Origin of the sequence: Bacillus chungangensis, from assembly GCF_030812995.1 — a bacterium.
Lineage (GTDB): Bacteria > Bacillota > Bacilli > Bacillales > Bacillaceae_C > Bacillus_CF > Bacillus_CF chungangensis.
The window spans coordinates 248,063-267,377 of the sequence record NZ_JAUSTT010000001.1; the positions used below are offsets into that span (position 1 = coordinate 248,063).

The window sequence follows — 19,315 nt, forward strand, 5'->3', positions numbered from 1 at the left end:
TTAATTGACTTGCAGTTGAATCCATCGGCGCGATACCGTCTGTTCTGTCGACCAATATTCTTTTTGACCCTCGCATTCGAACATAAAAGCACGATCATTGTCAATTCCGATAATATAGTCGACCTCGTCCTTAGTGTATGGCTCTCCGTTTCCTTTTCGAGCGTATACGACGAGAGACCTACGATCTTCGCGGAAGTGCATTGTCTTAACTTGGACGCGATAAACACGTCCATTTGCAGGGTCCCGCGCTAAGAAATCGTAGACCTCCGGCACTACCGGCTTACTGACTTCCCAACCGCAACCCCGCATCATGGCGATGGCAGCGGTCAGTTCGCTTATTGCGCCTACTACTTGTGTTTCGTGTGCTATCTTGGCCGCCTCCTAAAATTCGAATTGTTCGTCTAAGACTTTCTTGTCGATCGCTTCGTCCGATGCCTCCTTCAGCAATTCGACGAGGTCTTTTTCCTCTCGAAAGTTTGCGAGTTCTTCGTATTTAAAATCGAAACCAATGTACGCTTTTGCTGCTTCGATTGCTTCGTCCGGCGCATCGCCACTTTCAAGAGAATACGTTTTGTCGACTTGACTAATATGAACAGCGTCACCTACGAGCGTGTAGTCTTTCGAAAACTTCTTCGCTGCCTTTTCGAGTTTGTCATAGTCGGCTATAAGATTATTAACATGAAATTCCGCCGTATCTATGACTCTATACGTCTTATATTCGAGATCATAAACCGGAATAATAGCGAACATTTTGCGTTTTCCGCCGGCTTTACACGTTAAGCACTCGTCTTTCCCCGGCTTGAAGTATGTCATTAGATCGGCATTTATGTCCTTTGGCGAATGTAGGCACGTGTGTTTTCTTAGCTTATAGTCGTACCCCTTGCCGTTGTATTCTTTATCCTCGTGAACGAAGTAAAAGAACCAATCGTCAGGCTTTGCAAGCATTATAAATGTTCTACCTTCGGCATTTACCTCGCCGTGCCTGCCCATTCGTACGTAGCGTGTAACCCCATCAGGAAACTCGCTATCTCCGCCTTGTGCCGCTTTGTCACGCGCCTCTTCACGTTGCTTTAAAATGTCACGAATATTGCTCATTCGTTTACCCCTTTCGGTTCTATTGTCCGAGCGCAGGTTGCGCTAACTTTTCGCTGTCAAAACGGTGACTGCGAAAAAATCACGTCCACATACAAGGTTCGTCCCGACTTTGCTCGCAAGCTACGCCGTATTAGGTCGCCTAAGCGTTTCCTATGGGCATGCATATGGTCGTTAGTCTTTCCTGCGCTCGTTATTTCGGGTCAGCCGTCCGCGGATACGACCGCGCCCGTCACCGCCCACGTAATCGACATATGCAGTGACCGACGCAGACGTTTATTCCGTCCGGTCGTCGTCTTCCCCGAGAATCATCGAAGACACACACAATATGATAACCACGCCGAAAAATGTTGTGAGAAACTCCATAGGTCAACCTCCAACTAACGAAAGCACCCGACAATGATTTTCGTATTCATCTTTTGCCCGTGCAATGTCCGTCTTACATTCGTTTATTTTCGCTTCTATTTCGTTTATTCTTTCTTGGATAAGCGCACGTGTTTTCGGATTACGTGCGCGGGCTTTATTTAGTGTCTGCTCGCCTTTTTCGATTAGCAGATGCGCCATTTCAAGTTCAAGCGCTCGCGTTGTTTTCGTTAGCAGACGTTTTGCTTTTCGTCGTTCCCTCTCGAAGATTGGCTGAAGAAACGCAGCGTCTGCCGTAGGTCTAACAGTGATTATTTTTCGTTCGTCAACATTGACAACGAACGTTTTTCCTTCGTTTTCGTAGATAATTTTATTACTCCCCTGCGAGCTAATGTACTTTGCTCGTCGTAGTTCTTCCCGAAACCAAGTTTCCGCATTTTCTAAAGCAACCCCAAATCGCAAATGTGCCCGTTCTATTGCGTGTAATGTCGCTGTGTAACGTTTGGTCATGCGATACGAACCGCCTTAATTTCGCTACTTTCGAAAGTTTCGTCAGTAATTTCAAATATTTCGTATAAATCGTGAAACCTTTCATTTTGTTCGTCCGTATATAACATTGTGAACGCCTCCTGTCGATTTATGTTTGACATAATTGTAATAATTTGCTATATTTATTTCGTGTGTAAACGTTGAATATGTGAACAAGTGTACGCTATAATGTACTTTGGGTAACGTTTACTCTACCCCACAAAGCGTGTAGGTACGGTAAAATAGTCGTGGTAGCTACCAAAACGATTGGCGTCGTATTGGCGTGCTATTCGTCTAATTCGTTTCTTCATCGCTTTGTGACAAGAGAGTCCGACTTGCTTGGCGGCTTGTCGGTATGAATTTGTCTGTACGAAGGCTGATATCGATGTGAGAGTCTGTTCATCGGCCTTCCGCAAAAGTTCTGCGACTAGTTGGCGCTGGTCGCGGTTTTTTTGTAAATTTACTATAAACTCGTCATCGGTTGTTGGCGCAACCGAAACGACTTCGAATATTTCTAAATCGTCACCATCCTCGTCTACAAGGTAATTGTCTGCGAGGTAACTATTCTCTCGGCTCATTTTCCTGATTAAATCCAAACACCCATTCTTTACAGCTACAGCCATTTCTTTCTTAAAATTCCCTATTGCAATATCTAGGTTTTCAACAACTTTCATTAACTTATCATTGATCATTGACTCTATATCAGCCTCATCTATTTTGTATTTAGCTGACAACTTCTCAACAATTCTTTTGTTATCACTATAATAAGTGAAGTAAATCTCCGAAAAAACTAAATCGCTTCTTGTTTTTTGATATTCGGATATTAAGTTTTTCATGTTCTCCATCCTCCTATACTATTAACAACGTATAAAAATATTTGTTGGGGTGTGTTTTAAGAAAATCTTTTTATTTTTGTGTTGTTGTGTTATATTATACATATATGATTTAGTTTTGTAAATCATTTTTGAAATATTTAACTAAATGGAGATGGTGCAATGATTTCGTATAAACCTTTATTACAACAATTAAAATTAAGAAAAATATCTATGAGGCAGCTACAGCGAGACCTTAGCATTTCTAGTGCGACAACAACTAAATTATCGAACAATCAATCAGTCACGATGTCCACTATTGAAAAAATTTGCCTGTATCTCGACGTTCCGATCGAACAGGTCGTTCGTATTGTGCCAAACGAATCAGACAAGCAGTAAGCGCTTTAATTTCATATTATTGAAACTCGATTCGCGTTTCTACACGTTTCAATCGACACGTTTCGACTTCCGGCCGAGGAAAATCCATACAAACGTTGTAATGGCGCACTTTCCCTTCGACAAAACTGGTCGATTTTACCACGTTAAAAACTGGTATTTTACCGTCTCAGCGCGCCATTCCAACGTTTTTAATACGTCAGCGCCGCAAGCGTTGGCGTCTTTTTTATCTCCATAACACACTGAAAATAAGTCTACATGCCTACGTAATTTCTCCTTCACTAGTTCGTTTAATCGACGGCCTGCTGCGTCATTATCTCCGCCGAGGACTAACTTTTCGATTGGGCTTCGTTTGATTATATCGGCTTGTTCATCCGAAAAATTTACGCCTCCTACAGCGATGCCCGCTACACCAGCCGAAGCCCAAGTTAATGCATCAATTGGCGCTTCGACCAGCACGGCGGTTTTGGCCTGCGACTGGTGTATAACGTCAATTCCCCAAACTAAATTCCGTATTGGCCAGCCGTGGGCATAAAAGAAATACTTACCTCGCACAGATCGGTACATTATATTCGCTAACTGGCCGTCCGGAGTACGCCACGGAATCGCGACAAAGCCTCGTTGTTGCCCTCGACCTATGCCATATTTTTGCTGTGTCTCTGCGTCAATGCCCCGCGAAAGTAAATATTTACTCGTTGCTTTGGTTACGGCTATTTCCGGCAACGGTCGAAATCTTTCGGGTAGCTTCAAATTCGGCATTCTTATTCGCAGTTCTGACTCATCGTTGCCCGTGCGCCCGTATTCCGAAAGTAGATATTCGGCAGTTTCTTCCCACGTTTCGCCTCGCAGAAACGACAGCAATTTAACGAAACCGCCCGAACGCCAGTTGTCATCAAACGCGCCTAAGTCACCCCATGTGCCAGCGTATTCTCCGTCAAGATTGACAAAGAAGGACGGCGTTTGATCATCCCGAAAGGGGCTTGCTGCGTTTAGTTTGTCGTCGCTCCAACTAGCGCGGTGTCCCCAATCGAATTGTTCAAGTTCAGCCCGGATATCGACATCGATCTTTTGTCCGCGTATTTTTAGTTCTGGCATTAGTAGTCACCTCCTAAAAATCGAATTGTGAAACGGCAGCTTCGCCAGTTTCTAGTTGCTTCACAACACCAACTTGCGGGATATAAAGTATTTCTACGGCTAAGCCCTCGCCTCCATCACGTCCTTTATTTATGCCGACAAGACCACGACCTTGCTTATAATCGGTATCGACGCCGATAAGCAAATATGCGTCTTGGATTAATTGTGTAGTTTTCTTAACATCCTTTCGCTCTGGCAGAACAATTTCCCGATTGCCGTCTTCGGCCTTCTCTTCCTTCGTCTCATCTGCTTGCGTAATTGCAAAAATAACAGTTTGCGTTCTTCCAGCCAAGTGTCGCAATTTCATCGACGTTGCTGCCGCATCTCCGCCCGCCGTTTTCGATGTGTTCTTCTCGTAATCTAAGTAATAAAATGGGTCAAGAACAACGACATCTGCTTTCGTGGCTTCTATGTCGGCTTCAAGTGCTCGTAAACTCCTATTATCGAAATCAGTGTCGTCTACTGCCCGCACCGTTATATTTCCCTCGATTTGGTCGTTCACGGTTGCTATAAAATTCCGAAATGCTTCTTCGAAATCTTTATCCAACTTACCATAACGAATTTCGCTGGAATCGAATCCGGCGGTTAAATCAAATCCGTGCAGGTGAGCAGTTGTTACGCCTTGCTTTGCGGATATAAAAACGAATATCCGAACCCAAACCTCGAACCACCCCATTTCCATCGCCCAGATCAACACGTTCGCGCCCTGTGTGGCAGCCTCGATTGCTTCCATAAGTGTTATTACGGATTTTCCTCGGCCGGGCTTTCCGTATACAACATACACGTTCGAAGAAATGTATCCACCGATAGTTTCGTTGATTTCTGGCAAAAATGATTTCCACACACGGAATGATTCCCCTATCTTACGTCGATCATATTCGGAAAGAAACTTTTCGGTCACGTTCGTAAAGTTTGTTCCCACTTTATTACGAACGCTTGTTCTCATTTTAATAGATTCCGTTTCCGTTTGCAACCAGTCGAGAAAACTTTCTCCACTCAATTCGCGGTATTTCTGTTCGAATGTCTTTGTAACGAAAAGCTCTTCGACTGCTTGCTTCGCCGAGTACGATTTAATTTTTCTAGCCAAATAGTCGTAGCTGTCCGAAACTTCCGGCACATAGAAGAAACCGTCGACCTCGGCAACTACAGTCGCATACGACGGGGCTTGCCCCCGATTTTCCTCGGCGTAGTCAACGATGAATCGATAAGCTGCTTTTTCGGCTTTGGTCGGCATATCTAATTCCGCGATGTTAAACCGATCTAGTGCTTTCGGATCGTTTGTGTCGATAACCTTCGAAAGAAAATACGATGCGTATTGCACTAACGTCGCCCCCTTTTTGACTCGCCGGAAAACTTCAAATCGGCGCATTGATCTCGCATTCTATCAAATAGACGCACGTCAAATATTCGCTGCATTTTTTCGATTGATAGATTTGACGTGTAAACCGTCGGCAAGCCGTTTGCACATCGATAATTAATTATGGTGTGCAGTAACGCCCGAAAGGCTTCAGTCGCTGACCTTACGCCGATGTCGTCAAGAACCGCAAATTGTACGTGTTTCGTTCGTTCGACTACCCGCTTGGTAGCTTCGAGTCCCTTTTCATCTTTAGTCATGGCAGCGAGATTATATTCGGTCTGCCATTCGTTTACGTCGAGAAATAAAGCCGGCTGCTGCTGTGGTTGTAGACTTCGCTTCAGGCTGCCGAGGTAATGCCGTATAAGCCATTCGTTTAACAACGCCACTGCTGTCGTAGTCTTGCCTGTGCCGGGCGATTCCGACCATAAATATAGTGACTTTATTCGGTCAGCGTCCGATTCAAATTGCCTATCGAATGTTTCGACGTGTTGCGTTAGAAAAGCGTAATATTTCGCTTGGTCTTTGCCTGCGGGCGAGTTTTCGAGCGTTAATAGCCGATAGTCAGACGGTACACCCGCCGCACCTGCCCGACCGCCTGTGCCTGACATACCGTGTAAAGCTATGAAACTCGGGCAAGTATTTACGCATTTGTAGCCGGCGGCTAGTCGGCATTTTGATGCGAGTAAACATCGTTTTTCATTCGTCTTTGCCAATCTTACATCTCCTTCCAAATTATTTCATCAATTTTTCGATTTCCTCCCATAAAGACCCGTATTCTTTCTTTGCCTTATTGAATTTTTCTATCGCTTCAGGACTAGGTGGTTGGCTTTTTATCTGTTCAAGCTTTTCTTTGTATTCCTTAGTAAAGCATTCTTTCATTATCGTTTCGAAGGGTACGCCCATAATCGTTAACGCAAGAATGTCTTTTCTTCCTAATTTTTTAAGCCAATTCATATACAAATCGATTTTTATAAACATCTTGTCATTTTCTAATTTACTTATCACACTCGTGTCATAATTTAATATCTCTGCCATATCGGATTGTGTAAGCCCCGAATCTTCTCTTACTTTTCTTAATAGTTTTCCTCCATCAGCGTTAGTTACCACCATTAAAACCTCTTTTCGTTTTCTTTGAGGTTAGTATAGCATCGTTTATTCGATATTTTAATACAATGTGCGGAATTGGCATATTATTCGTTGATTTCGCCAGTTTAATTAACAATTACCGTCCCACTCTTCGAACTCTTTAATTCTGTATTGTTTCATCATAAGTTGAATATGTTTGTACCTTTCCCCTTGCTCATAATTATTTACAGCACTAATGGCCATCGCCGTATAGTCGTATTGTCGTGCTTCTTCATCAAAAGGAATCTCGAATAACTTTCTCGAAAAGAACTTTCCTTTTCTATAAACCTTCACATCTACCGAATCTTCAAAGTACGAACTTTCGCTTATTTTCACTAAATACTCATTGCCTGACCCGGACGTAACCGGAAATTTTTTCAACATACTTCTTTCGTCCCCTTTCCGTCATAGATTCGTTCCCCTAAGATTACTAATCTTCCATCACAACATTTAGTCCTATATTTTTGCGGTTTCTCTGCGACCCTCTTGGTAAAAGCTTCGTAGTTGACTCCGCACACTTCGCACTTATATTCGACAGCCATTCCGACACAATACCTGCCCGAACTTGCGACGCCTAATCGTAGCAACTCTTGCTCAAACGTAGCGTCGCCATCGCTATGTGGAAGTCCTTTAACGAACATCACGTAATGGATTAATTCATGCTTTAGGATATCGATTATTACCTGAGTAGCACCATATTTTATTAAATCGCCACTTAATTCAATCTTGACGATCTCATTTCCTACGATTAAACATCGTCCTAAAGTTCGCTTTAGTCGATTGTTAATTTTAATAGGTATCGTTCTACACATTCCGTATTCCTTCGCCAGGAAATCGTCGGCATGTCGCATTAATTCTTCGTTGGTCATTTGTGATCAACTCCAATCATCGATAACTTTTAGTAATTCTCTGTACGCCTTAGTCATCCCTTTATAATAATCAGCACTATGCCAACTTTCATCACCTTCTGCACGAGCTCTATTTTCTTCTGCTCTCAATAAACGATTAACTATTACACTTCTGAATTTCGTTTTATCAATAGTCATTCGCGGTCATCTCCTTTTGAATCGTCGATAATTTCACAATCTCCCTCTCCTACCCATCCCGAAGACTCTTTAGTCCATATCGCCCCATCTTCGTCCACCCCACAAACGGTTTCGATTCTTCCGTCAAAGGTGTGGTCCGGCGCAATAAATTTAATTTTATCGCCCTCACGTACTTTCTTCGGCTGCGGTACGTTTAAATATTTGCCCGGCACTTCTAGTCCTAACGCACGATGCAATGCGATAACCTTTCCGATGTGTTTATTAAAGCAGTCATCCGGGGCACACTTGGCGATTCCTTTCGCCCATACCTTACCGGCTACATATTTTATTAACGCAACGACTGTCCGCTTTTCCCTGTTTATAACAAATTCTACTTCATCCCTCGGGTAGGTACAGTTGGGATAAAATGATTCGAGTTCTCCGCAGAGATTTGGCACCATTCTTATTCGGCTTTCTCCCAATAAACGTTTTACATCTTGTTTTGCCTGTTCGATAATAAGATCACGCTTTTCCTGCGGCAATTCCTTCGGTCCCTTCGGCGCAACAGTAGCTACCCTTTCCATTTCCGCATCGAATTTGCCTTGCGCGTAACCTTCCGCATATGCGGCTTGGCGTAGGACTTCAATCGCTTTTTCTGCGTTCTTTATCGCTTCGTCATATGTTATTTCGGGCATTTCGTATTTAATGCTCAGCCCCCTGCAACCGAAGATAGCTTTACGTCCGTCCTTCGTTGCAACTACGTAGAGAACGCCATTGTCATCTGGATGCCTTCCTCTGACTAATAAGTTTACATCTTCGCCGTTATTTATCAGTTCGGTTCTGTTAACTGCATCGGGATGACCAGCTGCACCAGCGAAAGAGCTAAAGTTCGGATAAGAATGCCCTATGTCTATCACAGTCGCCTTACCGTTCACCTTTGTAATATCGAATTTGTTCGTCATATTATCGTCTCCCCTTCTCCGTTTTAATTATTTCGATTTATCCAGTGCCCGTTAATCTTCTGCATAGAATATCCATCGGCATTCGTTCGATATTCCGGACTAACTTCTATTCCTTCGGAGTTAACGAAAATTCTAACCGCCACCGCGTCCGGAAAATTACTTTTTATCATTTCGTGTAAAGTTCTCACTTTCTTTTCCATTTCGAAATCCCTCCGCTCAAAGCCATTCGGCCAGTTCCTTCAAATCCTCTTGTGTCGTCTCGGTACGCTCTATTTTCGTCTGTTTCGCTTTGTCCGCCAAAATTCGCTGCCATAACGCCTTTCTATACGTCCACATGAATGAAAAGTTGATTCCAGCGTATTTCTCCGATGGTGTAAATGTCGAAAAGCATTCGTCAATGAAACGTTTCAACGTCGGAGCATCATGCGTTCCCTTTCGTTTAGTCGTACCGATTATATTTGCGATCTGCCCTTGTTCACGTCTCCACGAAGCGTATGGTACGTACTCAACCCCGAATAACCGTTGATGCTCTTCGCATAAATAGTCCGTAAAGTGACGTGTGTTCCACTTTTCGACTGGAACTTCTGTATAATGTTTCGCCATCCTAGCGACCCCTCCTTAGCTTTAATCCATAATAAACACAGTATAGAAAATGTATATTAATACGAAATACAAAAGCGTAACTATGCTCGCTGCTATAACGTGTATTGTAGAAAATGCCCACGAAATAATTGCGACAGTCATCACGCCAAAAGCGCCTAGAACGAGTGATAGTAATATTTTTTCGATAATGTTCACCGTATGGACCCCCTCTCGTTATTATTCTGAAATTCGTAACACACGCGTTAATATCTTTTTATTTTCGATTACAGCAACTCCCAAAGATTTATTCTCCCTGACTAATCGCTCGTTTTCCTCCTTTAGCGTCTCTATTTCGCGGAACATTGCTAGGACTAAATTATCTCCGACAAGGTTACGCCAAGTTTCTCCGTGCCGAAGCGCGTAAAAACCTTTACCATCGTCAAGTTCGTTTACAACCGTATATTTACCACCATCAAGTTCGATTTTACTCATTCGTCATCGCCTCCATAATCAAAACAGTTTCGACAAATTGGCGTTCCTTCTACGTTTTCCCAACCCTCGGCAAGCTGATTTCCGCATCCTACACAAGACATCTGCCAAGAAATTATTTCCCTCAACCGTTTAATTTCCTGCTGCTGTTCCTTTACTCGCTCATCCTGCGAAAAATGTTCATTAACAAAGTTCTATAATTCTAATCTGTTATCTAGCAAATCATCTACTATTTTATCAATTTCTTCCAACTGTTCCTGTTCGGTCATACTGATTCTCCTTTCAGGGCTTGACGAGCTTTTTCTCCTTTGTCAATCATAACTGTTGGTTCTATTCTTTGTAGGGCAATAAAGTCTATATAGCTACTCTCATCCGCATAAAATCCCAACGCCTGCCTCAACCGTTCAATCTCCGCCTGTTGCTGATCTACTAGCGAAAGTAAATCCGGAACATCTTCGCGGGCTTCTGCAATGAATTCTGCGTCATATAATGGTGACAAGCACGCAGAAAAGTCGTACTTACTATTCCCTACGTTGTAATTCGTTTCGTACCGCGATTCTTCGATTATCCAAGGTCCCGGCGTAGCCTTTTCGACTCGCTCGCGAATAGCCGCTAATTCTACGTTAGACAAACGTTTATTCATTCCATTAGCCCCACTTCGCATTTAATCGCCTTCCTTTCGCCTTCCTTTCGCTGTCCATTCATCGTTTTTATTTCGTCTGAATGCAATAGCCCTCCGTATTTAAAACTTCGCTTATTTCACGCTTAATTTCCTTGATTTCCGCCAGCAGTTCCGCCATACTTTCGGCCTCGCTTTCTCGTACTTTCTGCTGCAATATCGATCGCATAGCTTGCTCTATCGTGGTGTGGTACGTGGATTCCCGCCATTCTTCGCGAAGCTCTGGCGACCTGCCCTCGGCTTTTAGTTTCGGCCAATTTGGCGCCTTCGTTGGGTCGATTATACGTCGCCGCAAAACCGTAATACACATGGATTCAGAAACTATACGGAAATCTTCGCCTATTTTAATGTCCATTTGCCTTCCTCCTGCTTTGTATTTGACGTTTATATTTCGCCTGAATGTAATAACATTCGTGGCGTTTAAAACCCATAATCTTGCGTGCTAATACCTTCGACAGTAATTCCGAGTATTTCCAATGTGTTCCTTATTCCCTCACATACCCCAAGACTGTACATCGTCCCCGAGTCATCTTCGCACATCCACATGTTCTTGTAGTATGCGAGCAATTTTTCTTCGGGCGTCTTTTCGATTTCATATCCGTTAACCATTGCGGCCATTAGCGTTTGCAGATCGATCTTATTCAATGGCATTAAAGATGGATTACCCTTGTATTTATATCCTTCGGCTTTCTTTCGAATAACATCTTCCATAATTCCTTGCGTCTCTACGTAAGCTAACGAGTCTGCAACGTCTGTTGTTACTGTTGGTCTGTACATTTCGTTTCCTCCTTTAATATCCCCAGAATGTAATCAAGATACTGTCGTACATGTCCGTTAACAATAACAGCAGCCAATAACGTGCTCATCGTAGTTCCATCGCTCCTTCTGACTGTCATTTTAGTGTACGGCTTAATTCCATAGATTCTGAAAAACTTTCTATATCTACCATAGTTCGTAAATTGCTCCTTAGACTTGCCACTCACTTTCGCCAATTTTATAAGAAATTCACTAATGGCTTCGTAAACCGCCAAACCCTGTGGTGTAATCTCTGCGTTCTTATAGCGAGCATTCTCCTTGTAAAGAGGTAGATCATTAACAAGATATTTAGCCATCGTACTTTCTAATCTAACTCTTATTGCTCGATATTGACGTTGTTTCTTTTCCTCTTGTGTTTTACCTTCGATAGCTTTTACGACTTCTTTCGGCGATCCATTTATAGCAATCTTTTTAATCTCCGCAAGCTCATCTTCAAAGTTCTTTGATATCTTGTTAATTTCTATAGTCAGTCTCGTCTCCATCATTTCTAAGCTTGACTGTATCCCCCGTACTAACTCGAACATACTCGCTTGCTGCCCCGTTACTTCCCCAATCGCCCCAATTACTTCGTCATTCCTGCCGAATACTTTACTTAAGAAATTTTGTGATGCCACGTTTATCCCCTCCGTACACTAATTAATAATTTCGTAATCTGCTTCGAATATCTCAACACCATTTTGCCGATCTATAGCAACGCTCATCTGCCGCCAAAACTCATCTAAGCGTTTAAACTCTCTCTGAAAATTTGGGTCAGCTTCCGCAAGTCTGGCGAAATCTCCTACGTTCGTGATTATCCAGGAATATTTCTTTTGCCACTCGGATAGTTCTTCGAGTGCCGAGTACATTTCTACGCCGAGTTTTACGCCGTATGGGCGTTCGCTTGTCGTTGTTGTTTCCAAAGCCTGCCGAGCTAGGTCTGCATCACGTTGTGCCATTCGCTCTCGTTGCTCGGCTTGTTCAGCGCGCTTCTTCGCCGCTTCTGCTTCTGCCAATGCCTTTTCTTTTTCCGCTATAGCCTTTCGCTCTCTTCGTTTAAATTCTTCGATTTCCCTACGAGACATTTCCGTCAGCTTTTTTGTAGAACCGTCAGGCATTTCGCGAGGCTTTTCGAGTTCTTCGTCAGTGAATTCCGCTAAAGTTGTTAAAACGGTTATCGATGAGGGTAGTCGGGACCCCGGGGTTCCCGATTTTTCTGCGAACCTTTCGTAAACCTTAATGAACCTGTTTGCGTGTCGTCGTGTAATGTTTAAACTCTTAGAGCACCAATGCTCCCAACCCTGATACCCTTCGAATCCATACTCTTTCGGATTGTCTCGAACCCACTTCAGTCTTCTTCCTATCTCGAATATTGCTTCGCCTGCAACACGTTGGTAGGCGTTGATTTCTGCGGTCATTACGTTCAGGTCTTTCGATAGTTCAGCAATACCGTTCGAAATTTCCGTCATGGCTCTCTCCTTTCTAATTCCTCATAATGGCCATCTAACAAATTCCAAACCCAATCTTTAAACTCTTCTTCTACTTCTTCCTCCGATAAGTCAGATGGCAATTCGACGATCTCTTCTTGTGTGCACCCAGCAAATCCAGTATGAAGAAAGAACTTATACGTTTTCATTCCGTTCACTCCCCTTAACAGCGGCCGGCGCCACCTTTTCTTTTTTATTTTAATTTTTTCTTTTGGAACTAAGACCCCCTTCGAATAGATACCTCTACGAACACATTCGTTTTCTTATATAGATACGTTCCGACAAAACTTGTTTTTGGCGGTATGTTTTATCTAGTTAAATACGATGGTTCTCGTTTAATACTCGTTATTGTTAGTGTGACGTATAACCATATATGGCTACGTACCACATGGCGTCAACGTCACATGGTTAGAATATTCCGAGGTTACTTATGGGCTTTATCGTATATCTAGCGTTTTCCCAAATGCCGCCTTTTTGCCTTGCGCGAACCTTTTCGACTAAAGGACTGCCGTTCCAACGATAATCACACAACGCCCTTATTCGTCTGTTGGCCGTTTCTCTCGTAACTTTAAGCCGGTTAGCTATGAGTTCTTGCGAGGGAAAGCAGTTGCCATCCGCATCCATGAACGCTGCCAAGACGCAAAGTGTCTGCCATCTTTCGGCGCCCATATCGGCTATTAGACCGCTGTGAACCGCATCGACGTACATCTTAACGAAGATACGCGTCTCGGCCTTGCCGGAAGTTATGGAATATTCTCGCTGTGATTCAACGCTGAGCAATTTCGATCGCCTCCTTTACTTTTAATAACGAAAAATGACAACGCAGTGGGGTGTGTTTCTCAAAAATATTTTTCGTCCTTACTTATAAACAGGGCCACGGCACTTGCAAATTGCACCATTTTCCCGAAAATAATTTTTTCGCCTTCACTTAAGACTGGGAAGCGTGCGCCAGAAAACGCACCAAATTTACAAATATATTTTTTCCACCTACTTATAAACAGGAACCGCTATATTCAAAAGTGCACCATACTTTCGAAATTATTTTTGCTACAGTAAACGACAGGAATATATGGTAAAATGTACTTGTACAAAACATAAGGGGGTTATCGTGTGGCTAAAAAGAAGGAAAAGAAGAAAAAGCCGTTTTATAGGCGGTGGTGGTTTATTGTAATCGCAATATTTTTTATCTTATTTATGATAGGCAGCATGGCCGACCCACCGGAAGAATCGGCGGAGAAGGCGGAGGATAAGCCAAAAGTCGAGGCAAAAAAGGAAGACAAGGCTGAAGTGGCGAAGGCTGAAAAGAAAGAAGCCAAGGAAGTAGCGAAGGTAGACAAAGCCGACAAGAAGGAAGAGACGAAATCGAAAGAAGATAAAAAAGAAGTAGCGAAGACGAACGAGAAAAAATCGGAAGAAGTAAAAGCTAATGAAGTTAAGCCGAAAGAAGAAAAGAAAAAGCCCGAAGCTAAGCCTAAGCAACCAGCATCTTTAGACGACAAAATAAAGAAAACGATTGCAAAAGTCGATACCAAAGAAACATTGTCCGATCTGCAAGTTAACGATAACTATGGCGTTGACATCGAGGGCGCAAAACTCGCAATCGTAACCTTTAAGGACGAAGTTGGCCTTAGCGCCAAAATGACGAAAAAGATATTTTTAAGTGACTCCGCGAAATTATTCGAAAGACTGTTCGAAAAGCACTCGGAACTACATAGCGTTACGCTCAAATGGGAACTTCCGCTCACCGATGCGTATGGAAATTCGGAGCACAGCGAAGTGCTCCGAATAGAATTAGATCGTGCAACAGCCGAAAAGATAAACTGGGCGGCTTTCGATACGAAAAATTACGAAACCGTTGCGATGCAATATTTCGAGCATCCAGCGTTCAATAGATAAGAAGAGACCCCGCCGAAAATGACGGGGTTTTTATTTTTCAGGTGTTAAATCAGCTTATAAATACTTTCGTAAATTTTCCGCTACTTCTTCTTTATCCAAGTGCAAATACTGACTCGTTACTGCGAGATTGCTATGACCTAATGCACGAGATATGTCCGTTATTTTCGCACCTTTTTCCAAAAGTGATTTTGCGAACCCTCTCCGTAATGCGTGCGGATTTATGTTTTTTAAACCGTACTGCTTCGCATACTTATTCAAACGTTTTTGAATATTGTTATTCGACGGGCTTGTCGCTATAATCCCGCCTTGCTTTGTGATGAAAACGTAGGTATTATCCTTCCTATATTCACGCCTAATTAAGTCGTTTTGTTTTATCAAGACAGTTAGCAGACGATGTAACACGTCATCGAATGGCAATAATAATTGTTCGTGATTCTTCATTATTGCGCCGTCAAGCCGTAGTAACTTTTCCTCGAAATCGATGTGTTTGTTTTCAAGTTGCGCAATCGTTTTTATTCGAATCCCTGTTCGGTACATCAATAACGCTGCCGTCGCATCCCGTAACTGTACGAAATCCCCTAAATCTAAAACAGAAAGCAAAGCGTTTATGTTATTTTCAGTCGCGCCCTCCTTGACGTTGCTGTCGACCTTTACCTTAACAGTTTTCCAAAAACGTACTGTAATCCAGCCATTATCGAAACAACGCGACAAGAACGCCTTTAAACACTTTACGCGCGTTAATTTCGTTTGCGGACTGACGTCCATACTCGCAAGCCAGTCGTAAATTGAGTCGTTGGTAATTTCGTCTATGTAGTCGATTTTTAACGTTTTTCTGAAATGCTTTACGTACACATTATAGTCGCTAATCGTTCTTTCCCGATAACCGCTAATCTCCATCTGACGTGTAACAGTCGCTAATGCTTTTTCGATAGTCAATCGGTCAGATTCCGGTCTAGACGTTTTGGGAATGGCGAATATATCGGATAAATCTTCGTTGACAGTTAAAATCTGTTTCTTTTTCGTCAAATAAAAAACCTCCTATATCGTTAAATTTGGTCGAGTCAATTTCGGGGCGATTAGCCATTTGACCGATACATTGACCGTTTCATTTAACGTTATAGAAGGTTGTTACGACGGTGTTTTCCGTCCATTTCACTGACGTCCCAGGAGAGATTCGAACTCCCGACCGACGGCTTAGAAGGCCGTTGCTCTATCCAGCTGAGCTACTGGGACACAACATTTATCTCAGAAGACATAATTAATTATAGTAAGTCTATTGATGAATGTCAATAGCTATTTTTAAAAAGATTTGCTATTGTGGTATTTCTCGCCAAGCCACAATAGCAATACATATTTACAGTAAAAATTGTTGTCGTAAAGCAAACAATTCTTTGTGTTCATGTGTATAAAAAGAAACGTCGATTTTCTTGGCGTCTTTCTCGACAATTGCATAAGTTCGTTCAACACGTCCACGAGGCAAAAAAATGCTGCCTGGATTTAATAATAACGTACCTTCATCCATGATCGCACTTAAATAATGAGAATGACCATAAAATACAAAGTCAGCACCAACTTCTTTCGCTTTATATGCAAGATTCGTCCATGTCATTTTAACATTGTAATAATGTCCATGAGTTACAAAAATGCGATGATTATCTATCTCATGAAGGAGCTCAAGTGGAAATCGGCCATCATGATCACAATTTCCACGGACAGTTAGAAAACCATTTAACTCTTCTTGATCAGCTAAAAGTTGGGAATCACCGCAATGAAACATAGCGTCTACTCGATTTTGATATAATGTCTGCAGTTCTTTTAATTCTTTTGTTTGTCCATGACTGTCACTAACTACTAATAATTTCATTTTATTCACCCAAAATCGTTTCTAACACTTTTTTTAGTTTTCTCATTGCATTTGCTCGATGGCTAATTTGATTTTTTTCTTCTGGTGAAAGCTCTGCCATAGATTTTCCTTTCTCTTCAACATAGAAAATGGGATCATAACCAAATCCATTCGTTCCTTTTCTCGAGAAAAGAATTTTCCCTTCACAGCTGCCAGAGATCCATTCTAATTCTTTCTCGGGTACAGATAGTGCAAGTACACACAAAAATCTAGCAGTCCGCTTTTCGGAAGGAATATGTTTCATCTCATCTAGGACTTTATCTATATTTGCTTCATCATCCTTGTCTTCACCAGCATATCGTGCAGAATAAACACCTGGTCTTCCATCAAGTGCATCAATGACAAGACCAGAATCATCCGCAATGACGATTGCATCGTATTTCTTGGCAATCGCCTCTGCTTTTAAAGCTGCATTTTCAGCAAAGGTTGTCCCAGTTTCCTCAATATCGCTTTCCTCTGGCAAGTCTAACAATGTCAGCACTTCAAATTTTAAGTCTGCAAACATTTCGGCAAATTCTCTTGCTTTCCCTCTATTTTTAGTTGCAATGATGACTCGATTTTTCATGTTAAGATTCTCACCTATTTTTCTGTTCTGCAATTTTATTTCCTATTTCTCCAAGCACTTGCCGCTGGATATCAAAAATCGTATTTATTCCCTCTTGTGCAAGATTTACAAGTTCCTGAAGCTGTGTATAGCTAAATGTTGATTCTTCACCTGTTCCCTGCAACTCGACAAATTCTCCCGCACCTGTCATTACGATATTCATATCAACTAGTGCATTCCGATCTTCTTCATAATTTAAATCTAAAACAGTTCCATGTTCATTTACGATTCCAACGCTTGTAGCAGCAAGAAAATCTTTGATCGGGAAAGTTTGCAATTCTTTTTCTTGATTAAGTGTTTCAATCGCTTGAACTAATGCAACGAATGCACCAGTAATCGCTGCTGTTCGTGTGCCACCATCCGCTTGAATAACATCACAATCAATCCAAATTGTACGTTCTCCGAGGGCCTTTAAATCAACCACCGCTCTCAGTGCTCTGCCAATCAGTCTTTGAATTTCCATCGTTCTTCCTGATATTTTTCCTCGTGCCGCCTCCCGTATCGTCCGCTGTTCTGTCGCCCGCGGTAACATGGAATATTCAGCCGTAATCCATCCTTTGCCTTCGCCACGCATAAAAGGTGGCACTCTTTCCTCTATACTTGCTGTACAAATGACTTTCGTATCTCCGACAGTGATGAAAACAGAACCTTCTGCATGCTTTACATAATTGGTTTCCATTGCTATCGGCCGTAATTGCCCAATTCTTCTACCATCAATTCTCAAGTGATGCTCCCCCTTCACCAGTCATCAATAAATTGTAATCTGACATAAATAATCTACTCAGAGATGAATATGCCGCAAGAACGCCCAATAGAGAAAACGATAAAAGAGGTGGCCTGCCACCTCCAAACTCTATATGAGGCGGTTCAAAAAGCAGTTAACTGTTCCAATATGCCGCAACTTTTTGAACGTGCACCTATAGTATAACAAATAATGCTCTTTTAAAAACGATCAGCATTTATTTTAGTTGGGCGAGTGACTGGTTCTGTTAACGGCTCTCCGTCCCCGCTTACCAGCTCTGTACTGCCATCCACCTTTACCGCAACACTTTCAATCCCTTGCTGTTCAGTTAAAGTTAAAACGAGTGACTGCAACAAATGATTAGATATCATTTTCTTTTCATAGCTTCCCAAAACAGCGTCATTAAAATTCAAAGTAACCTGCCCATTTTCAAGTTTCGGGGTTTCCAATAATTTCACATCTGGGAGAAAACCACTTACTAGTTCCGATTCGTAGCCTGGGCCAGCAATTAATTGATTAACAGCCGCAGTTACTCGATCAGTTTCTGTATTTGAGGCTCGTTTTGTAACAGGAACATAATAATAATCATCGTCATTTTGCGCTATAAAATAAACAATCACTGGATGGGTGTTTGTAATATCGGCTACAGCCTCTGTCTCTATATTAATACCTTGATTTCTTGTTAATCCAGTCGAGGCAAGCACAGTTCCATTCACGGGCATTTCTGTGAGCGTCTCTCCATTCATACGCATCTCCACACTGTCAACACCATCAAATTGCGTCAACGTCCATGTGACAGCTTGAACAATTTTTTCTTCATCTTCTGCTTGATAATTTTTAAATTCTGAGGAAAAATCTGCAATTGCTTTTCCATCTTCAATATTGACACCATGAATCATCGTATCAGGAGGCAATACAGCACGAAAACCATTAGGAAGCATACTCTCCACTGGCCCCTCACTGACCAAATATTGTAAAGCCTGTTTTGCTACACTTTCCGTATTTGGAAGCATCATGGTTTTCGAAGCGACAAAATCATTTTTGTCAATTAAAAAAAGCTCTGTCATTACCGCTGCTTCTTTTTCTGACTGGTTATCTGCCTGCAAAGCTTTATCTTCCTCTTCTGTTATCGTTGTACTTTCATCTTCTTTCAAATATGAAACATCTTGTGGCGGATCTATTTTCTTTTTTTCGCCGCTAGTTAAACTGCACCCTGATAATATGAGGCTGAATGTAAGCAGTGACAAAATAATTAATTTAGTGCGATTGGATATCATTGTACCCCTCCTATAGAAAGTTTGTACTATGTATACGAGCCTCTGTTTTAAATTAGACCTCTTCAAATAA

At 42.2% G+C, this 19,315-nt stretch carries 30 protein-coding genes and 1 tRNA gene; 2 read left to right on the forward strand and 29 right to left on the reverse strand.

What is annotated here, in order from left to right:
* The 4 genes from J2S08_RS01310 to J2S08_RS01325 form a co-directional block, all read right to left on the reverse strand.
* A complete protein-coding gene (locus J2S08_RS01310; RefSeq protein WP_307226143.1) occupies nucleotides 1-369 on the reverse strand; it encodes a group I intron-associated PD-(D/E)XK endonuclease in 369 nt (122 codons plus the stop codon).
* Nucleotides 370-381: 12 nt separating this feature from the next.
* Nucleotides 382-1,095 (reverse strand): single-stranded DNA-binding protein, encoded by a 714-nt coding sequence (locus J2S08_RS01315; RefSeq protein ID WP_307225895.1) that lies wholly within the window; start codon nucleotides 1,093-1,095, stop codon nucleotides 382-384.
* Between the two features lie 366 nt (nucleotides 1,096-1,461).
* Nucleotides 1,462-1,965, reverse strand: a complete 504-nt coding sequence (locus J2S08_RS01320; RefSeq protein WP_307225897.1) for a hypothetical protein — start codon at nucleotides 1,963-1,965, stop codon at nucleotides 1,462-1,464.
* Nucleotides 1,966-2,195: 230 nt separating this feature from the next.
* Nucleotides 2,196-2,819, reverse strand: a complete 624-nt coding sequence (locus J2S08_RS01325; protein ID WP_307225900.1) for a sigma-70 RNA polymerase sigma factor region 4 domain-containing protein — start codon at nucleotides 2,817-2,819, stop codon at nucleotides 2,196-2,198.
* A 159-nt stretch (nucleotides 2,820-2,978) separates the two neighbouring features.
* Between J2S08_RS01325 and J2S08_RS01330 the strand changes: the two genes are divergently transcribed.
* The gene (locus J2S08_RS01330; RefSeq protein WP_307225902.1) at nucleotides 2,979-3,194 is read left to right on the forward strand and encodes a helix-turn-helix domain-containing protein; all 216 of its coding nucleotides are present in this window, start codon (nucleotides 2,979-2,981) and stop codon (nucleotides 3,192-3,194) included.
* A 135-nt stretch (nucleotides 3,195-3,329) separates the two neighbouring features.
* On the opposite strand, the gene J2S08_RS01335 is transcribed toward J2S08_RS01330, so the two are convergent.
* From J2S08_RS01335 to J2S08_RS01425, 19 genes are all read right to left on the reverse strand, one after another.
* On the reverse strand, nucleotides 3,330-4,286 hold the full coding sequence (locus J2S08_RS01335) for a toprim domain-containing protein (protein WP_307225904.1): 957 nt from the start codon (nucleotides 4,284-4,286) through the stop codon (nucleotides 3,330-3,332).
* 13 nt (nucleotides 4,287-4,299) lie between these two features.
* Nucleotides 4,300-5,442, reverse strand: a complete 1,143-nt coding sequence (locus J2S08_RS01340; protein ID WP_307225906.1) for a DnaB-like helicase C-terminal domain-containing protein — start codon at nucleotides 5,440-5,442, stop codon at nucleotides 4,300-4,302.
* Between the two features lie 203 nt (nucleotides 5,443-5,645).
* Nucleotides 5,646-6,395 carry a P-loop NTPase family protein gene (locus J2S08_RS01345; RefSeq protein WP_307225907.1) on the reverse strand — a complete coding sequence of 250 codons (750 nt, stop codon included), beginning with the start codon at nucleotides 6,393-6,395 and terminating at the stop codon, nucleotides 5,646-5,648.
* A 19-nt stretch (nucleotides 6,396-6,414) separates the two neighbouring features.
* Complete coding sequence (locus J2S08_RS01350; RefSeq protein ID WP_307225910.1) at nucleotides 6,415-6,789, reverse strand: helix-turn-helix domain-containing protein; 375 nt, start codon at nucleotides 6,787-6,789, stop codon at nucleotides 6,415-6,417.
* 108 nt (nucleotides 6,790-6,897) lie between these two features.
* The gene (locus J2S08_RS01355) at nucleotides 6,898-7,191 is read right to left on the reverse strand and encodes a hypothetical protein (RefSeq protein ID WP_307225912.1); all 294 of its coding nucleotides are present in this window, start codon (nucleotides 7,189-7,191) and stop codon (nucleotides 6,898-6,900) included.
* Entirely contained in the window at nucleotides 7,185-7,676 is a 492-nt protein-coding gene (locus tag J2S08_RS01360) for a SprT-like domain-containing protein (protein ID WP_307225914.1), read from the reverse strand. The genes J2S08_RS01355 and J2S08_RS01360 overlap by 7 nt, the downstream gene beginning before the upstream one ends.
* 6 nt (nucleotides 7,677-7,682) lie before the next feature.
* On the reverse strand, nucleotides 7,683-7,853 hold the full coding sequence (locus tag J2S08_RS01365; protein WP_307225916.1) for a hypothetical protein: 171 nt from the start codon (nucleotides 7,851-7,853) through the stop codon (nucleotides 7,683-7,685).
* Nucleotides 7,850-8,794 carry a hypothetical protein gene (locus J2S08_RS01370; RefSeq protein WP_307225918.1) on the reverse strand — a complete coding sequence of 315 codons (945 nt, stop codon included), beginning with the start codon at nucleotides 8,792-8,794 and terminating at the stop codon, nucleotides 7,850-7,852. The genes J2S08_RS01365 and J2S08_RS01370 overlap by 4 nt, the downstream gene beginning before the upstream one ends.
* 23 nt (nucleotides 8,795-8,817) lie before the next feature.
* A complete protein-coding gene (locus J2S08_RS01375) occupies nucleotides 8,818-8,994 on the reverse strand; it encodes a hypothetical protein (protein WP_307225919.1) in 177 nt (58 codons plus the stop codon).
* A gap of 16 nt (nucleotides 8,995-9,010) precedes the next feature.
* Nucleotides 9,011-9,397: a hypothetical protein gene (locus J2S08_RS01380; protein WP_307225921.1), complete on the reverse strand. Its 387-nt coding sequence runs from the start codon at nucleotides 9,395-9,397 to the stop codon at nucleotides 9,011-9,013.
* A 216-nt stretch (nucleotides 9,398-9,613) separates the two neighbouring features.
* A complete protein-coding gene (locus J2S08_RS01385) occupies nucleotides 9,614-9,868 on the reverse strand; it encodes a hypothetical protein (RefSeq protein WP_307225923.1) in 255 nt (84 codons plus the stop codon).
* Nucleotides 9,865-9,993 (reverse strand): hypothetical protein, encoded by a 129-nt coding sequence (locus tag J2S08_RS01390; protein ID WP_307225925.1) that lies wholly within the window; start codon nucleotides 9,991-9,993, stop codon nucleotides 9,865-9,867. Before J2S08_RS01390 ends, J2S08_RS01385 begins: the two co-directional genes overlap by 4 nt.
* Nucleotides 9,994-10,130: 137 nt before the next feature.
* Nucleotides 10,131-10,529, reverse strand: a complete 399-nt coding sequence (locus tag J2S08_RS01395; RefSeq protein ID WP_307225927.1) for an ead/Ea22-like family protein — start codon at nucleotides 10,527-10,529, stop codon at nucleotides 10,131-10,133.
* A gap of 46 nt (nucleotides 10,530-10,575) precedes the next feature.
* Nucleotides 10,576-10,899, reverse strand: coding sequence for a hypothetical protein (locus J2S08_RS01400; protein ID WP_307225929.1), 324 nt, complete (start codon nucleotides 10,897-10,899; stop codon nucleotides 10,576-10,578).
* Between the two features lie 65 nt (nucleotides 10,900-10,964).
* Nucleotides 10,965-11,321, reverse strand: coding sequence for a hypothetical protein (locus J2S08_RS01405; protein WP_307225931.1), 357 nt, complete (start codon nucleotides 11,319-11,321; stop codon nucleotides 10,965-10,967).
* Complete coding sequence (locus J2S08_RS01410; RefSeq protein WP_307225933.1) at nucleotides 11,303-11,974, reverse strand: hypothetical protein; 672 nt, start codon at nucleotides 11,972-11,974, stop codon at nucleotides 11,303-11,305. Before J2S08_RS01410 ends, J2S08_RS01405 begins: the two co-directional genes overlap by 19 nt.
* A gap of 18 nt (nucleotides 11,975-11,992) precedes the next feature.
* Complete coding sequence (locus J2S08_RS01415) at nucleotides 11,993-12,805, reverse strand: hypothetical protein (RefSeq protein WP_307225934.1); 813 nt, start codon at nucleotides 12,803-12,805, stop codon at nucleotides 11,993-11,995.
* Nucleotides 12,802-12,972, reverse strand: coding sequence for a DUF7167 family protein (locus J2S08_RS01420; protein WP_307225936.1), 171 nt, complete (start codon nucleotides 12,970-12,972; stop codon nucleotides 12,802-12,804). The genes J2S08_RS01415 and J2S08_RS01420 overlap by 4 nt, the downstream gene beginning before the upstream one ends.
* A gap of 259 nt (nucleotides 12,973-13,231) precedes the next feature.
* The gene (locus J2S08_RS01425; RefSeq protein WP_307225938.1) at nucleotides 13,232-13,603 is read right to left on the reverse strand and encodes a helix-turn-helix domain-containing protein; all 372 of its coding nucleotides are present in this window, start codon (nucleotides 13,601-13,603) and stop codon (nucleotides 13,232-13,234) included.
* Nucleotides 13,604-13,933: 330 nt separating this feature from the next.
* Here J2S08_RS01425 and J2S08_RS01430 point away from each other — a divergent pair, with 330 nt between their 5' ends.
* Nucleotides 13,934-14,719 (forward strand): hypothetical protein, encoded by a 786-nt coding sequence (locus J2S08_RS01430; RefSeq protein ID WP_307225940.1) that lies wholly within the window; start codon nucleotides 13,934-13,936, stop codon nucleotides 14,717-14,719.
* 54 nt (nucleotides 14,720-14,773) lie between these two features.
* Here J2S08_RS01430 and J2S08_RS01435 read toward each other — a convergent pair whose 3' ends face one another.
* From J2S08_RS01435 to J2S08_RS01460, 6 genes are all read right to left on the reverse strand, one after another.
* Entirely contained in the window at nucleotides 14,774-15,745 is a 972-nt protein-coding gene (locus J2S08_RS01435; protein WP_307225943.1) for a tyrosine-type recombinase/integrase, read from the reverse strand.
* Nucleotides 15,746-15,878: 133 nt separating this feature from the next.
* Nucleotides 15,879-15,952, reverse strand: a tRNA-Arg gene (locus J2S08_RS01440).
* Between the two features lie 121 nt (nucleotides 15,953-16,073).
* The gene (locus J2S08_RS01445; RefSeq protein ID WP_307225945.1) at nucleotides 16,074-16,583 is read right to left on the reverse strand and encodes a metallophosphoesterase; all 510 of its coding nucleotides are present in this window, start codon (nucleotides 16,581-16,583) and stop codon (nucleotides 16,074-16,076) included.
* Between the two features lies 1 nt (nucleotide 16,584).
* Nucleotides 16,585-17,187 carry an XTP/dITP diphosphatase gene (locus J2S08_RS01450; protein WP_307225947.1) on the reverse strand — a complete coding sequence of 201 codons (603 nt, stop codon included), beginning with the start codon at nucleotides 17,185-17,187 and terminating at the stop codon, nucleotides 16,585-16,587.
* A gap of 10 nt (nucleotides 17,188-17,197) precedes the next feature.
* A complete protein-coding gene (rph, locus tag J2S08_RS01455; RefSeq protein WP_307225949.1) occupies nucleotides 17,198-17,950 on the reverse strand; it encodes a ribonuclease PH in 753 nt (250 codons plus the stop codon).
* A gap of 218 nt (nucleotides 17,951-18,168) precedes the next feature.
* On the reverse strand, nucleotides 18,169-19,245 hold the full coding sequence (locus tag J2S08_RS01460; RefSeq protein ID WP_307225951.1) for a GerMN domain-containing protein: 1,077 nt from the start codon (nucleotides 19,243-19,245) through the stop codon (nucleotides 18,169-18,171).
* Nucleotides 19,246-19,315 lie beyond the last annotated feature (70 nt).